The sequence below is a fragment of the Rhodococcus oryzae genome, assembly GCF_005049235.1.
GTDB classification, from domain to species: Bacteria; Actinomycetota; Actinomycetes; order Mycobacteriales; family Mycobacteriaceae; genus Rhodococcus_G; species Rhodococcus_G oryzae.
Map to the genome: position 1 here is coordinate 87,479 of NZ_SUMD01000011.1, position 14,294 is coordinate 101,772.

At 70.1% G+C, this 14,294-nt stretch carries 15 protein-coding genes; 9 read left to right on the forward strand and 6 right to left on the reverse strand.

Annotated elements, in window-relative coordinates; all coding sequences use genetic code 11:
* Positions 1-40: 40 nt before the first annotated feature.
* Together FCG67_RS20520 and FCG67_RS20525 are read left to right on the forward strand one after the other, a co-directional pair.
* A complete protein-coding gene (locus tag FCG67_RS20520) occupies positions 41-2,044 on the forward strand; it encodes an alkaline phosphatase D family protein (protein WP_136911505.1) in 2,004 nt (667 codons plus the stop codon).
* Positions 2,045-2,050: 6 nt separating this feature from the next.
* The gene (locus tag FCG67_RS20525; protein ID WP_136911506.1) at positions 2,051-2,398 is read left to right on the forward strand and encodes a hypothetical protein; all 348 of its coding nucleotides are present in this window, start codon (positions 2,051-2,053) and stop codon (positions 2,396-2,398) included.
* A gap of 15 nt (positions 2,399-2,413) precedes the next feature.
* Here FCG67_RS20525 and FCG67_RS20530 read toward each other — a convergent pair whose 3' ends face one another.
* The 3 genes from FCG67_RS20530 to FCG67_RS20540 form a co-directional block, all read right to left on the reverse strand.
* Entirely contained in the window at positions 2,414-3,616 is a 1,203-nt protein-coding gene (locus tag FCG67_RS20530) for a cation:proton antiporter (protein ID WP_136911507.1), read from the reverse strand.
* A gap of 84 nt (positions 3,617-3,700) precedes the next feature.
* On the reverse strand, positions 3,701-4,183 hold the full coding sequence (locus FCG67_RS20535) for a cation:proton antiporter regulatory subunit (RefSeq protein WP_077041413.1): 483 nt from the start codon (positions 4,181-4,183) through the stop codon (positions 3,701-3,703).
* A gap of 59 nt (positions 4,184-4,242) precedes the next feature.
* Positions 4,243-4,941: a GAP family protein gene (locus FCG67_RS20540; RefSeq protein ID WP_136911508.1), complete on the reverse strand. Its 699-nt coding sequence runs from the start codon at positions 4,939-4,941 to the stop codon at positions 4,243-4,245.
* 109 nt (positions 4,942-5,050) lie between these two features.
* Here FCG67_RS20540 and FCG67_RS20545 point away from each other — a divergent pair, with 109 nt between their 5' ends.
* Together FCG67_RS20545 and FCG67_RS20550 are read left to right on the forward strand one after the other, a co-directional pair.
* Entirely contained in the window at positions 5,051-6,238 is a 1,188-nt protein-coding gene (locus FCG67_RS20545; protein WP_211243285.1) for a sensor histidine kinase, read from the forward strand.
* Positions 6,235-6,876, forward strand: a complete 642-nt coding sequence (locus tag FCG67_RS20550) for a response regulator (protein ID WP_136911510.1) — start codon at positions 6,235-6,237, stop codon at positions 6,874-6,876. Before FCG67_RS20545 ends, FCG67_RS20550 begins: the two co-directional genes overlap by 4 nt.
* Here FCG67_RS20550 and FCG67_RS20555 read toward each other — a convergent pair.
* The gene (locus FCG67_RS20555) at positions 6,829-7,233 is read right to left on the reverse strand and encodes a DUF952 domain-containing protein (protein ID WP_136911511.1); all 405 of its coding nucleotides are present in this window, start codon (positions 7,231-7,233) and stop codon (positions 6,829-6,831) included. The genes FCG67_RS20550 and FCG67_RS20555 overlap by 48 nt on opposite strands.
* Positions 7,234-7,438: 205 nt before the next feature.
* Between FCG67_RS20555 and FCG67_RS20560 the strand changes: the two genes are divergently transcribed.
* On the forward strand, positions 7,439-7,642 hold the full coding sequence (locus FCG67_RS20560) for a DUF7455 domain-containing protein (RefSeq protein ID WP_097211258.1): 204 nt from the start codon (positions 7,439-7,441) through the stop codon (positions 7,640-7,642).
* Positions 7,643-7,742: 100 nt separating this feature from the next.
* On the opposite strand, the gene FCG67_RS20565 is transcribed toward FCG67_RS20560, so the two are convergent.
* Positions 7,743-9,470: a DEAD/DEAH box helicase gene (locus tag FCG67_RS20565; RefSeq protein WP_136911512.1), complete on the reverse strand. Its 1,728-nt coding sequence runs from the start codon at positions 9,468-9,470 to the stop codon at positions 7,743-7,745.
* 224 nt (positions 9,471-9,694) lie between these two features.
* On the opposite strand from FCG67_RS20565, the gene FCG67_RS20570 reads away from it, so the two are divergent.
* Positions 9,695-10,876: a YihY/virulence factor BrkB family protein gene (locus FCG67_RS20570; protein WP_136911513.1), complete on the forward strand. Its 1,182-nt coding sequence runs from the start codon at positions 9,695-9,697 to the stop codon at positions 10,874-10,876.
* Here FCG67_RS20570 and FCG67_RS20575 read toward each other — a convergent pair.
* Positions 10,849-11,085, reverse strand: coding sequence for a DUF3039 domain-containing protein (locus FCG67_RS20575; RefSeq protein WP_077041408.1), 237 nt, complete (start codon positions 11,083-11,085; stop codon positions 10,849-10,851). The genes FCG67_RS20570 and FCG67_RS20575 overlap by 28 nt on opposite strands.
* A gap of 80 nt (positions 11,086-11,165) precedes the next feature.
* On the opposite strand from FCG67_RS20575, the gene FCG67_RS20580 reads away from it, so the two are divergent.
* From FCG67_RS20580 to FCG67_RS20590, 3 genes are all read left to right on the forward strand, one after another.
* Positions 11,166-11,528: a DUF3099 domain-containing protein gene (locus FCG67_RS20580; RefSeq protein WP_136911514.1), complete on the forward strand. Its 363-nt coding sequence runs from the start codon at positions 11,166-11,168 to the stop codon at positions 11,526-11,528.
* Positions 11,529-11,580: 52 nt separating this feature from the next.
* Positions 11,581-13,068 carry a DUF7782 domain-containing protein gene (locus FCG67_RS20585; protein WP_136911515.1) on the forward strand — a complete coding sequence of 496 codons (1,488 nt, stop codon included), beginning with the start codon at positions 11,581-11,583 and terminating at the stop codon, positions 13,066-13,068.
* 157 nt (positions 13,069-13,225) lie between these two features.
* Positions 13,226-14,197, forward strand: a complete 972-nt coding sequence (locus tag FCG67_RS20590) for a sigma-70 family RNA polymerase sigma factor (protein ID WP_077041406.1) — start codon at positions 13,226-13,228, stop codon at positions 14,195-14,197.
* Positions 14,198-14,294: the final 97 nt, after the last annotated feature.

A 14,294-nucleotide genomic window follows, 5' to 3' on the forward strand; every position in this document is an offset into this window, starting at 1 on the left:
CCCCACCGTGCACGCCCCGCGGTGGGCGAGACTCTGCCGCATGAGTGAGCAGTCCCCTCTCGCCCCGACCTCCCAGCGCGGCCCCTCGCGCCGCGCGTTCCTGCGCGGCTCCGCCCTCGCAGGCGGCCTCGCGGTCGCCGGTCTCCGACACGCCCCGTCCGCGAGTGCCGCGGCGCCGTCCGCCGATCCCGCCCGTGTCGACTACCCCACGTGCTGCCCCGGACCGTTCGCCAACGGCGTCGCCAGCGGCGACCCGTTGCCCGACCGCGTCATCCTCTGGACCCGTCTCATGCCCGAGCGCGTGGCAGGCGCCCCCGGCCCCGTGCGGTGGGAGGTGGCCACCGACCCCGGCATGACGGCCCTCGTCCGCTCCGGTGAGCAGACCCCGGTGGCGGAGCACGACTTCACGGTGAAGGTCGACGTCACCGGCCTGGCCCCCGCCGCGACGTACTACTACCGCTTCACACATTCCGGCGCCCACTCGATCACCGGGCGAACGCGCACCGCGCCTGCCCCGGGTGCCGCCGTCGACCGAGTGCGCATCGCCGCGATGTCGTGCAGCTCCTTCTGGTCCTCGTACTGGAGCGGGTTCGAGCACCTCGCCGCCCGGGACGACCTCGATCTCGTGCTGCACGTGGGCGACTACATCTACGACTTCCCCGACAAGGACGAACTGGTGCGCTCGCGCGTCGGCTTCGCCGACATGGACCACCCGGACAACCGGGACTGGCTCGACCTCGCCGAGGTGCGCAGGCGGTACGCGCTGTGGCGCTCGGACCCTCAGTTCGTCCGTGCCCACCAGCAGCACCCGTGGATGATCGTGTGGGACAACCACGACATCGACGTCGCCTACGGCAACGAGGTGGCCGCGCCCAGGATCGACCCGGTGTCGGCGACCACGACCCTCTCCGACACGGTGCGCGCGTTCCACGAGTGGACTCCGACCCGGCCCGTGCGCCCAGACGGCAGCGGCGAGTTCGTGCTCGTCGACGACGGCTCCTATCCCGCACCGGAGGACCCGTTGCTCGTCTACCGGGCGCTGCGTTACGGCGACCTCGTCGACATCGTCGGGATCGACGCCGAGTTGCACGACGTGCGCGGGCAAATGGCCGACTCCTCCCATCTGGCTCCCGGGCAGCGGAGCCTCCTCGGTCGGCGGCAGTACGAGTGGCTCACGGCTACGCTCACCGACTCGTCGCACCGGAACACCCGGTGGCGGGTCATCGGAAACCAGGGGTGGTTCGCTCCGACCGACATCCCGGAGGTCGTGCAGGGGGTGAAGATGCCGAAGCTGGGCATCGGCCGCTGGGGCAAGTACGCCGCCGAGCGCGAAGCGATCGTCGACCACCTCAGGGGCGCACGCGGCGAGCGGATCTGGCGGAACGTCATGGTGACCGGCGACGCGCACGGGAATTTCGCGTCCGACGTCATCTCCACGGCGTACCTCGGCGACGGGTATCTCTCGGGGATGCCCGGTCGCAACACACGTAACGGTGCCGAACCGCAGAACCACGGGGCCGGGGCGCTGCGGGTGAGCACCGGCAACGGCGGCCCAGTGCCCACGGGCGCGGACGACCCCGCCGACGTCCGAGGCCTGTCCGTCGGTGTCGAGTTCGCCCCCACCTCGATGGGTCGCGGCGGCGCCGACGACATGATCCGCGGCGCCACCGGACTCGGGCCGGCGGAGTCCACCGAGATCGCGCGCGCAGCCGAGGCTTCGATCCTCACGCTCAACCGCAACGCCCAGTTCGTCGAGTGGGTCGACCACGGCTACGGGATCATCGACATCGACCGCGACCGCGCCGTGTTCGAGTTCTGGTGGCAGGACAAGCACCTGCCGCGCTCGCCGGACGTCCTCGGCCACCAGATGGTGGCGTTCGCCGAGGAGGACCGATCGGCGGTGCCGCCGCGGTTCCGGGATCAGATCGATGCCGTCGAGCTGCACGGGCTGCCATACGGGCCGACCTCCGGGGCGCCGCACGGCCCGCCTGCGCCGTGGTTCTCGCCGGAGGCCCAGTCCGACCTAGACTGGATCGCGAGGTGACCCGAGATGACGACCGAAGACCGGCGGCACGACCACCCGGAAACGGTGGTGTTCGGCAACACGCGGGAGATCGCCGATCGCATCATGGCGTTGCCCGATCGGGTGGTGCGGGCGCTCACGGTCGCGAAGGATCGCTGCGCACACGGCTGCCTGAGGCTGCAGATCTTCCATAACCTCTACAACCCTGAACTCGGCATCGGCCGCTACCTGTTCGTCCCGGGCGACGGCACCGAGCCGCACTGGGTGGAGACACTCGACGGCACCGTGACGCTGCGCTGCCCGTGCTGCCCCGACGAGGTCGCGAAGGTCAGCGATGTCGTCGAGCGATTCCGCAACGCGCGGCACAAGCGGTGAGCCCGGCGGACGACCTCAGGTCGTGAGGTAGGGGTCGCTCGACTCCCCTGACGGCTTCTGCGGCCGCCGCAGGGCGCCGACGAGTGGCTCGACCACCCTCGCCGCAACCGGGCCCAGGATCGCCATCAGCAGCACATACGCCGTCGCCAGCGCCGCGAGCTCGCCCTCGACCGCGCCCGCCGCCACCGCGAGGCCCGCGATGACGATCGAGAACTCGCCGCGGGCGACAAGGGCGGCGCCCGCCCTCGCCCGGCCCATCACTGCGACACCCTGCCTGCGGGCCGCCCACCACCCCGTCGCGATCTTGGTCGCGGTCGTCGCCACCGCCAGCAGGACCGCCCAGCCGAGGACCGGCGGAATGGTGCCCGGATCGGTGTTCAGGCCGAACACCACGAAGAACATCGCCGCGAACAGGTCCCGGAGGGGCTCGAGTACCTTCGCCGCGTTGCGGGCGGTGGACCCGGAGATCGCGATGCCGAGCAGGAACGCCCCGACCGCCGCCGACACCTGCATCGCCGAGGCGATCCCGGCGACCAACAGCGCCGCGCCCAGCAGCTTGAGGAGGAAGACCTCCTTGTCCTTGCTGTCGACGATCGCCGACACGTAGTGGCCGTAGCGCAGCGCGATCACCAGCACCAGGGTGACCACGCACAACGAGATCGCCAGCGCCTGCAGGCCGCCGAAGAAGCCGACCCCGGCCAGGATCGCAGTCAGGATAGGCAGGTAGACAGCCATGGCCAGGTCCTCGAACACGAGGATCGACAGCACGACAGGGGTTTCGCGATTGCCGAGCCTGCCCAGGTCGCTGAGGACCTTCGCGATGATGCCCGAGGACGAGATATAGGTGACGCCACCCATCACAAGTGCACCGACCGGCCCCCACCCGAGCATGAACGCGACGATCACGCCCGGCGCCGCGTTGAGCACGATATCCACCGCACCCGCCATCCACGACTTGCGCAGCCCCGTGACCAGCTCACTCGCGGTGTACTCGAGGCCGAGCAGCAGGAGCAGCAGGACCACGCCGATCTCACCGGCCAGGTGCCCGAAGTCGCCGATGCCGTCGAGCGTGAAGAACCCGCCCTCGCCGAAGCAGAGGCCACCTACCAGGTACAGCGGGATCGGCGACATCCCGATTCGGCCCGCAAGGCGCCCGAGGACACCCAACGCGAAGAACACCGCGCCGAGCTGGATCAGCGAGAGCGCGGTGCTAGTCATGGTGCCCCGGGTGGTTGCCGGAGCTCATCCGGTTGTCTTGGTCTTCGCCGGAGCTCATCCGGTTGTCTTGGTCTTCGCCGGAGCTCATCCGTGGTGCAGGATCTTGGCCGCACCGTCGAGCCCGTCCGAGGTACCCACGGCGACCAAGAGGTCTCCTTCGGTGAGGTTGAAATCCGGATTCGGCGACGGGTACACCTGTCCGGCCCGCATCACCGCCACCACCGAGACCCCGGTCCTGGTTCGCATCGCGGTCTCCCCCAGCGTCCGGCCGTCGAAGGGCGAGTCCTCGGTGATCGGCAGTTGCCGGGTGTTGATCCCCGGCAGGTCACGGTGCTCCTCACGCAACTGCGAGACCAACTGCGGGGCGCCGAGCAGATTGCCCAGCACAGCGGCCTCCTCGTCGGTCAGCGGCACCGAGGCGGCACAGGCATCGGGATCGTCCTTCTTCGAGACGATGAGGTCCGTCCCGCCGTCCCGATGGGTGACCACGCCGATACGCCTGCCGGTCGACAGCTCGAAATCCTTCCGGATGCCGATCCCAGGAAGGGGAGTCACTTCCACGTTCATGACTCAACGGTAGCGCCGCGCGCGGGATCGGTCCCGCGACGCGCGATATTCGCAGGTGATCAGCGAAAAAAGAGCTGGACGGCGGCATCGCGGGCGATGAGGAATCCCGCGATGCCGAGCACCCAGCCCAGCGCGCTGTCCGCATGCCTGGATAGGAAGCCGTCCGCGCGCGCCAGCCAGGGCTCGACCCGCGTGTGCGCGACGGTCCTCGCGAGGACCAGCAGGCAGGCGGGGAGCACCATCACGACGCAATAGCCGGCCAGTGCCGCCGCCGAGACCGCCGCGGACAGCCCGCTCGAGATCATCAACCCGATCGCCGCGAGGTACGGCAGCATCGTGACCACCTCGAGGGCGCCCGCGCTCACCGCCAGGACCGCGACGCCGGATCCGGAGGACTGCGCGTCCAGAGCCTTTGCCCGCCACCGGGTCACCCGACCGCCACCGCCGCCTGCCTTCGCCCTGGAGTCGAATCGCCAGCTGATCGCGAACAGGCCGACACCGAGCGCCAGCTGCACACCGAGCGCGACGGGTCCGCGCAACACGGACCCCGCCGCGGCGATTCCGGTCGACGCCGTCAGCAGGACCAGCACCCCCACCGCGAAGTAGAAGCCCGCGATCGCGCCCAGGTACGCGACCATCCGGCGCACCGGCGGCCGCTCCGGGGACATCAACAGCCACAGCGGGATCACCAGCGTCCCCAGGCTGGTGCTGTCCACCAGAGCGAGCGCGACGAGCCCGAGCACGAGTGCCATCTCCATGCGGACGATCATCACCAGCGCGACCCCGTCGCGACATCGCCCGTACGCCGGATCGGCCGTCCTCCCTTGGGAGGACGTCACGAGGTTCTCGGTGTGTTGTGATGAGGGCGTGTCACGCTGGTCCGCCCTGTCCTCGCTCGCCCAGAGTGCGCTGATCGCGCTCCTCGCGTTCGTCGCGGGCGCCGTGCTCTACTCGACAGCCCTGTACTCGCTCGCGCCGATCTCCGCCGGGGTCCCCGTCCCGATCAGACTGGTACTGCTGGCCGCGATCTGCGGTGCTGCCGTGTTCCGGCGGGACCGCCCGGTGCTGGCGATCTGGCTCGCCACCATCCCGCTCGGCATCGATTTCGCGCTCGGGCCGACCCTGCCGATCTGGCTGGTCTTCTCCGACCTCGTGTACGCGGTCGTGCTGTACGGCACCGCCAGGCAGTCTCGCGCCATGGTCGGTGTGGCTGCGGCGGGCACCACCGTGTGCCTGGCCCTCGTGCTGGCCCTCACCAGGAGCTGGCAGCCCCTGGTGATCGGCACGATCGCGGCCTTCGCCTTCGTCGGCACCCCGTTGTGGTGGGGGCGCGCGGTGCGACTGCACAAGGACGTCGCCGACTCCGAGCGTGCCCGAGCCGAGGCGCTGACCACCATCGCGGCCCTGGATCGGCAAGCGGCGATCGCGGACGAACGGAATCGGATGGCCCGGGATCTGCACGACGTCATCGCCGGCCACCTGTCCGCGATCGCCATCCAGTCCGAGGCCGCCCTCGGCATCACCGGCCCGGAGTCCGACGAGCGCCTGCACCGGATCCTGGAATCCGTGCGCGGCAACAGCATCGACGCGCTCGAGGAGATGCGCTCGATGATCGGCCTGCTCCGCACGGACATCGTCGACGAGGCTGCGGCGCCGGGCCGACTCCGCCAGCTCGCCAAGCTGGTCGACTCCGCGCAGGCCGCGGGCACCGAGGTCGCGGTGCACGACGACCTCGCACCCGGCCAGCTCCCCACCGCCGTGGACCACACCGCATATCGGATCGCCCAGGAGGCCCTCACCAATGCCATCAAGCACGCACCGGGCCATCCGGTCGAGCTCACCCTCCGGTCGCAGTCCGGACGGTTGCTGATGACAGTCTGCAATCCGCTGCCGCCGCGAGGGTTCCCGTCGGATCCACCACGCCAACGCACCGGGCTCAGGAACATGCGCGAGCGCACCGAACTGCTCGGTGGCCGGTTCAGCGCGGGACCGGCCCCCGACGGCTGGCGGGTCGCGGTGTCCATCCCGGTCGACGGACCGGCGGCGGGCGCATGATCCGGGTGGTGGTCGCCGACGACCACGCCGCGATCCGGTCGGGGTTGTCGATGATCCTCGGGTCCGCCGACGACATCGAGGTCGTCGGCGAGGCCGCCGACGGCGAGGTGGCGCTCGGCCAGGCCCGCGCGTTGCGGCCCGACGTGGTGCTGATGGACATCCGGATGCCCGGCACCGACGGCATCGCGGCGACCAGGGAGATCACCGCGGCCGGCCTGGCCCATGTACTGGTGCTGACCACCTTCGACATCGACGAGTACGTGTTCGGGGCGCTGCAGGCGGGCGCCTCCGGGTTCCTTTTGAAATCGGCGACGGCCGCGGAGTTGACGGCGGCCGTGCGCGCGGTCGCCGCGGGGGACGGCGTGCTGGCCCCACAAGTGACCCGCACCCTGATCGACGCCTTCGCGGCGGCACCGCCGACCCCGGCGCGCCGGCCCGCGGGCCTCGAGGACCTCACCGACCGAGAGCGGGAGGTGCTCGATTGTCTGGGCGACGGTCTGACGAACCAGCAGATCGCCGGACGCCTGTTCATCGGGGAGACCACCGTCAAGACCCATGTGTCCCGGGTGCTCACCAAGCTCGGTGTCAGCTCACGCGTCCAGGCGGCGATCATCGCCAGGGAACTCCCCGCGTCCTGAGTCCTCTGGGGTCCCGAACCTGCCGTCGGGACCGGGTAGATACGCGCGCACCCCGGTGACCGCCACCACAGGGAGCGGTCCGTACAGGTGCGGGAACCGCATCGACTCGGGGTCCGTCGGCACGCCCGGCTCCCAGCGGACCTCGGCTCCGAGTCGCTCCCGGTCCAGGTACAACAGCACGAGATCGGTGCGACCGGCGAACAGCCGGTTCGCCGGCAGGTGCACCTGTTCGGTGCTCGAGAGGTGCACGAACCCGTCGGCGTCGTAGGTCTCGGGCAGCCGCTCCCCCGCCCGCTGCGCCTGCCGCCACTGCTCGGTGGTGCAGATGTGTACCAGGGTGCTGTCCGGATGAGTCACCCCCGCAGGCTATCCGGGGCGCCCCGGCAGTGATCTCCGTCACGCGCGGGGCCCGTGTTCCCTGTTAGTGAAACCACAAAGAAACGCCGACGGGAACAACTCCTGAAGCCCAAACGTCTGACAGAGTGGATTCACCGCGCCATCCCGGTGCGGCGGACCAGGCCCCAGGCACCCGGCTTCGGCCGAACGCCAGTACGGAGGAGTCATGCCCGGAACACTGACCAGCCCCCCATTGACCGCTGCCGACCGGTGCGACCGGTGTGGTGCGGGAGCCCGCGTGCGCGCGGTCCTCTCGACTGGTGGAGAGCTTCTCTTCTGCCAGCACCACGCCAATGAGCACGAGGATCGACTCCGCGCGATGAACGCCACCATCGTCTCCGATGCCGTACTCGATGAGGCGACGATCTAGGCCGTCAGCCAAACCGGGCGCCCGTTCGGGGCACCCCAGTCAGCACAGAGCCCGCACCTCCCGGTGCGGGCTCTGTCTGGTTTTCAGCGCTGTCGGGTTTTCACCACTGCCGGAGCATCGCGATCCGTTCGGTGAGCTGCTCGACCGTGGCGATCGCGGTCGGCGGACCGCCGCAGACCCGGCGCAGCTCACCGTGGATCCACCCGTGCGGCTTGCCGGTTCGGTGGTGCTGCATCGCGACGAGTCCGTTGAGCTCCTTGCGCAGCTCCGCCAGCTTGCTCGCGGACGAGACCCGGTCGGCAACAGCGGCGGGCGCCTGGACCGGTGCCGGCTCCCTGGCCCCCTTGTCCAGCTGACCGGCCTGGCGCTCACGCAGCAGGGCCCGCATCTGGTCGGCGTCGAGCAGGCCCGGCAGGCCCAGGTAGTCCGCTTCCTCGTCGCTACCCGCGAAGGTCGCCGTCCCGAACGAGGATCCGTCGTAGATCACCTGGTCGAGCTCAGCGTCGGCGCCGAGCGAGGTGAACGCCTTCTCCTCCTCGCCCGGTTCGTCCTTCTGCTTGTTGGCGTCGACGAGCAGTTCGTCGTCGAGGCCGTCCTTCTCCCGGTGCGGCTTGCCGAGCACGTGGTCGCGCTGCAGCTCGAGCTGGCTGGCGAGGTCGAGCAGCACCGGCACGGAGGGCACGAAGACGCTCGCCGTCTCGCCCTTGGCCCGCATGCGCACGAACCGGCCGATGGCCTGCGCGAAGAACAGTGGCGTCGAGGAGCTGGTTGCGTAGACGCCGACGGCCAGGCGCGGCACGTCGACACCCTCGGACACCATCCGCACCGCCACCATCCACGGCTCGGAGCTCTCGCTGAACTCGGCGATCTTCTTCGAGGCGGTCGGGTCGTCGGACAGCACGACGGTCGGCGCCCGCCCGGTGCCTGCCTCGAGGATCTTCGCGTATGCCCGCGCCACCGTCTGATCCGTCGCGATGACCAGCCCGCCCGCGTCGGGCATGCCACCGGCGCGCAGCTGCTGCAGCCGGGTGTTGGCGGCGGTGAGCACTGACGGGATCCAGTCGCCGTTCGGGTCGAGGGCGGTCCGCCACGCGCGCGCGGTCTGCTCGGCGGACAGCGGCTCGCCGAGCCGGGCCGCGAACTCCTCACCGGCGTTGTTGCGCCAGCGCGCCTCCCCCGAATACGCGAGGAAGACCACGGGCCGCACCACGCCGTCGGCGAGGGCGTCCGAGTATCCGTAGGAATGGTCGGCCTTCGACCGCAGCAGCCCCTCGCGGTCCGGCTCGTACTGCACGAACGGGATCGCGCTGTCGTCGCTGCGGAACGGGGTTCCGGTGAGGGCCAGCCGGCGGGTGGCGGGCTCGTATGCCTCCCGGATCGCGTCGCCCCAGCTCTTGGCGTCGCCGCCGTGGTGGATCTCGTCGAGGATCACCAGGGTGCGCCGGTTCTCGGTGCGCACCCGATGCTTGGTCGGATGCGATGCCACCTGCGCGTAGGTGACGACAACGCCGTGATACTCGGACGACGTCTGACCGGTCGAGTTGGTGAAGTTCGAGTCCAGCGCGATGCCCATCCGGGCCGCGGCCCCGGACCACTGGTGCTTGAGGTGCTCGGTGGGCGCGACCACGGTCACCTGGTCGATGGTGCGGTCGGCCAGCAGCTCCGAGGCGACTCGGAGCGCGAAGGTCGTCTTGCCTGCGCCGGGCGTCGCCACCGCGAGGAAGTCGCGGGGCCCGGTGGCCAGGTACTTGGTCAGCGCGCGACGCTGCCACGCTCGGAGGGTGGCGACGGGTGCGGGTGGTGTCGATTCGGTACTACCCGTGAGCACTGTCGCTGCCGCTCCTTCTGCACTGTGTCCGTGATGCGATCGGTCGCCGTGATTCGATCCTGGAGGAGCCTAACGCCGACCACCGACGTTCCCCGCATCACCGGCGACCGCGCGTCGCGCCGTGGTCGCGGACCGGCCGCGATCTCTGGTAGCGGCAGATTTCTCCCGACACGGGGGGCCTCAATGCGCGGCGACGTGGCCGCGTCGGGAATGCTGGAACCATCATGGACGAGCCGAGCAACGGAGAGCCGGGCGGCGACCAGCCTGCCGGGCACGCCGATGCGCGCTCGGGATTCCATCCGCTCCACCGCGCCTGGCAGGTCATCGCGAGAACCGCGACGAAGGCCTGGGGCGACTCGATCTTCGGCAAGGCGGCGACGGCCGCCTTCTGGCAGACCCTGTCGCTGCCTCCCCTGCTGCTCGGACTGCTCGGCAGCATCGGCTACGTCGGCGGCTGGTTCGGCCCCGACACCGTCGAGATCATCGAGTCGAAGATCATCACCTTCAGCCGTACCGCCTTCAGCGAAAGCGTCGTCGACCAGCTCATCAGCCCGACGGTGAACGATGTCCTCGGCCAGGGCAGACCCGAGATCGTCTCGGCCGGTTTCCTGCTGTCGCTGTGGGCGGGATCGTCGGCGATCTCCACGTTCGTCGACTCCATCGTGGAGGCGCACGGCCAGAAGGACGTGAGACACCCCGTCTGGCAACGGATCTTCGCGCTGCTGCTCTATGTGATGTTTCTCATCGTCGCGGTGTTCGTGCTGCCGCTCGTCGCACTGGGACCGACCCTGATCGGGCAGGTGCTACCGCGGTCCTGGTACTCGTTCGGGACAGAGGCGGTGGACACCTTCTACTACCCGGCCGTCGGCCTGCTCCTGATCATCGGCCTGACCACCCTGTACAAGGTGGCGCTGGCCAAGTCCCTGCCCTGGCACCGACTGCTCGGTGGGTCGCTGCTCGCGGGCGTCTTCTTCATGGGCGCGAGCACGGTCCTGCGCTGGTACCTCTCCTGGATCACCCAGACCGGCTACACCTACGGCGCGCTGGCGGCGCCGATCGCCTTCCTGCTCTTCACGTTCTTCCTCGGCTTCGCGGTGGTCCTCGGCGCCGAGTTCAACGCGACCATCCAGGAGTTCTGGCCGGCAAGGGCCACCCGGATGGAGCAGATGCGGGAGTGGCTCGCCGCGCAGGCCGCGGCGGCCGCACGGGCGCCCGACGGCGCGTCCGTCGGGCCCGTCACGAATCTCACCAGGCGGCTCGCCGGCGGGCCGATGCGGATCACCGGACCGGACCGGGGCAAGCACGAGGCCGCCGAGGACGCGCCCACCGTCGACGAGACCGACGGCACCGACGGCGGCCGCTGTCCGGTCGTGGCGGCTCAGTCGCCCGCGCGCAACCCGTCGTAGATCTTCTTGCATTCAGGGCACACCGGCGAGCCGGGCTTGGCCGATTTGGTCACCGGGAAGACCTCACCGCACAACGCGACGACGTGGGTACCCATCACCGCGCTCTCGGCGATCTTGTTCTTCTTCACATAGTGGAAGAACTTGGGGCGGTCGTCATCGGTGGACTCGTCGGTGGTGGTGTCGGGACGTTCCTTGGTCTGAGTGCTCACCCGTCCATGATGACGCACTCCCGCGCGGTGGGCGAGCCCCCGGTAGTGCATTCGACTGCGGAGAGTGGGAAGGTGGACAGATGGCATCGAGTTCGGATTTCGACCACGCGAAGGGCAACGACGACGCGTCGGGAAACCCGGTTCTCATCACCGATGCGGCCCAGTCGTTCTACGACGAACAGCGCGTCCGGGTCCGCAAGTACACGATCCTGATGGCGATCCGGATCCCGGCACTGGTGCTGGCCGCGCTGGCCTACAGCGAATGGGCCAACCCCTGGATCAGCCTGGCCATCATCGGCATCTCCGTCCCGTTGCCGTGGATCGCGGTGCTGGTCGCGAACGACCGCCCGCCGCGCAAGTCCGACGAGCCGCGCCGCTACGACCACCAGGCCCCGACCCCGCCCGCGATCGAATCGCAGCAGCACCCCACGATCGAGGGCTGACGTTTCGGCATCGACCGCCGATCCCGCCGCCGCGAGCTGACAAACTGTGGCGGTGAACCGAGAACTGCTCTCCGCCTGCGCCCCGCTCCGCGAGGCCCTGCACCGCACCGAGTACACCGCCGACGCCCTGCTGGAGATGCTCGGCTCCGACGCCCATGATGCGCTCGGCCGCAGCGAGCCCGTTCCGGTGCGGCTGGCCAGCCGCGGCGCGGGCGATCTCGGGGTACTGACGAGGCTCTTCCTGTTGGCCGATCCCTGCCCTGCGGCGGAGGTCGCGCACGCGCTGCGGCCGCTCGATCTGGACCGGGCCGTGGCCGTGGGACTGCTCGAGCGCTCGGGCGACGAGGTCCGGGCGGCGCTCGACCTGCGGCCGCTCGATCTCGGTGCGGGCAACCGCTGGGTGCTCTCCGACCTGGACGGCAGCATGGGTCCGCGGACCACGGCGCCCGATCACGTGCTCGGCGTCGGGCACGCGTCGCTGTCGCTGCTCCGCGCCACCCCGACGACCCCGACCGGTTCGGTGCTCGACCTGGGTACCGGCTGCGGCATCCAGGCGCTGCACGCCGCCGGGTACGCGCGGTCGGTCACGGCCACCGATATCAACCTGCGCGCGCTCGACCTGTCGGCTGCGACGTTCGCGCTCAACGAGATCGACGTCGAACTGCTCGGCGGGCCGTGGTTCGAGCCGGTCGACGGCCGCCGCTTCGACCGGGTGGTCGCCAACCCGCCGTTCGTGGTCGGCCGCGGCCGGGTCGAGCACACCTACCGCGATTCCGGGCTCGATCTCGACGGCGCAAGCGAGCTGATGGTCTCCAACGTGCTCGACCACCTCGAGCCGGGCGGCACCGCGTCCATGCTGGCGTCCTGGGTGCACGTGCGCGGCGAGGACTGGCGGTCACGGATCGCGTCCTGGCTGCCCGCGCACGGCGTCGACGCCTGGATCGTGCAGCGCGACGTAGCCGACCCCGCGCTGTACGTGGGCACCTGGATGCGCGACGGCGGCCTCGATCCGCGTGATCCGGCGACCGCGGCGCAGGCCGAGGCCTGGTTGGCCCATTTCGAGGCCGCCGACGTCGAGGGCATCGGCTTCGGCTTCGTCTACCTGCGGCGCACGGACGAGCCGAGCGACGTGCTCGCCGAGGACCTGCGGCACGGCTTCACCGATCCGCTCGGCGGCGAGGCGTTCGGCTATTTCGACCGGCTGGCCTGGTTGCGCGAGCGCGACGTGCTCGAACAGCGCTTCAGGCTCGAGCCGACGACCGCCCTCGAGCGGGTGTCGCTGCCGGGCGAGGAGGGCTGGCAGCAGGTCGTGGCCCGGGTGCACCGCGGCAGCGGGCCGAACTGGCAGCACGAGGTGGACGACCTGACCGCCGCGCTGCTCGGCGGAATGCGTCCGGACTCGCTGGCGTTGAACGAGCTGCTCGAACTGCTGGCGGCCGCGAACGGCGAGGATCCCGACGAGCTCGCCGCCGCCGCCATCCCGCTGGTGCACTCGCTGGTTCGGCACGGGCTGGTGCTGCCCGCGGAGTTCCCGCTGTAGTTCCCGGCCGGTTCCCCCGGCCCGTCTTCTCAGCAACTTCTCAGGACCGCCGTCGCAAAAATGCAGGTCAGAAGTAATTCCGTGGATCACACGCGGGAACTTTGCACGGTGGCGCGGCGTTGAGCCATATGAGACACCACCGATGAGGAGGCAGGTCATGACAAGCCCCACCACCACCCGCCGGCTGCGCCCCAGCGCCGAGGATCTGGACGCCCAGAGCCCCGCTGCGGACCTGGTTCGCGTCTATCTGAACGGGATCGGCCGCACCGCGTTGCTGACCGCCGCGGATGAGGTCGAGCTGGCCAAGCGGATCGAGGCGGGTCTGTACGCCGCACACGTGCTCGAGACCGGCAAGAGGCTGACCGCCGCCAAGAAGCGTGACCTCGCCACCATCGTCCGCGAGGGCCAGTCGGCGCGCAGTCACCTGCTCGAGGCGAACCTGCGGCTCGTGGTGTCACTGGCCAAGCGGTACACCGGGCGCGGAATGCCGCTGCTGGACCTGATCCAGGAGGGCAACCTGGGCCTGATCCGCGCGATGGAGAAGTTCGACTACGCCAAGGGGTTCAAGTTCTCCACCTATGCGACCTGGTGGATCCGCCAGGCCATCACCCGTGGCATGGCCGATCAGAGCCGCACGATCCGGCTGCCAGTGCACCTGGTGGAGCAGGTCAACAAGCTGGCCAGGATCAAGCGTGAACTGCATCAGCAGCTCGGCCGCGAGGCCACCGACGAGGAGCTCTCGAACGAATCGGGCATCGCGGTCGCGAAGATCGCGGACCTGCTCGACCACAGCCGGGACCCGGTCAGCCTCGACATGCCGGTCGGCAGCGACGAGGAGGCGCCACTCGGCGACTTCATCGAGGACGCCGAGGCCACCTCGGCCGAGAACGCGGTGATCGCGGGGCTGCTGCACAGCGACATCCGGTCCGTCCTCGCCACCCTCGACGAGCGCGAGCAGCAGGTGATCCGGTTCCGGTACGGTCTCGACGACGGCCAGCCCCGCACCCTCGATCAGATCGGCAAGATCTTCGGCCTCTCCCGCGAGCGCGTCCGCCAGATCGAGCGTGAGGTGATGGGCAAGCTCCGCGAGGGCGACCGCGCCGAGCGGCTGCGCTCGTACGCGAGCTGATCCCCACCCGGGCACTCACAGTCCGGTGCGCTGACCATCCCCCCTGAGTGTCAGCGCACCCCGCGCCGGTCGATCCGACCCGCTCCTCCCCCTCGGA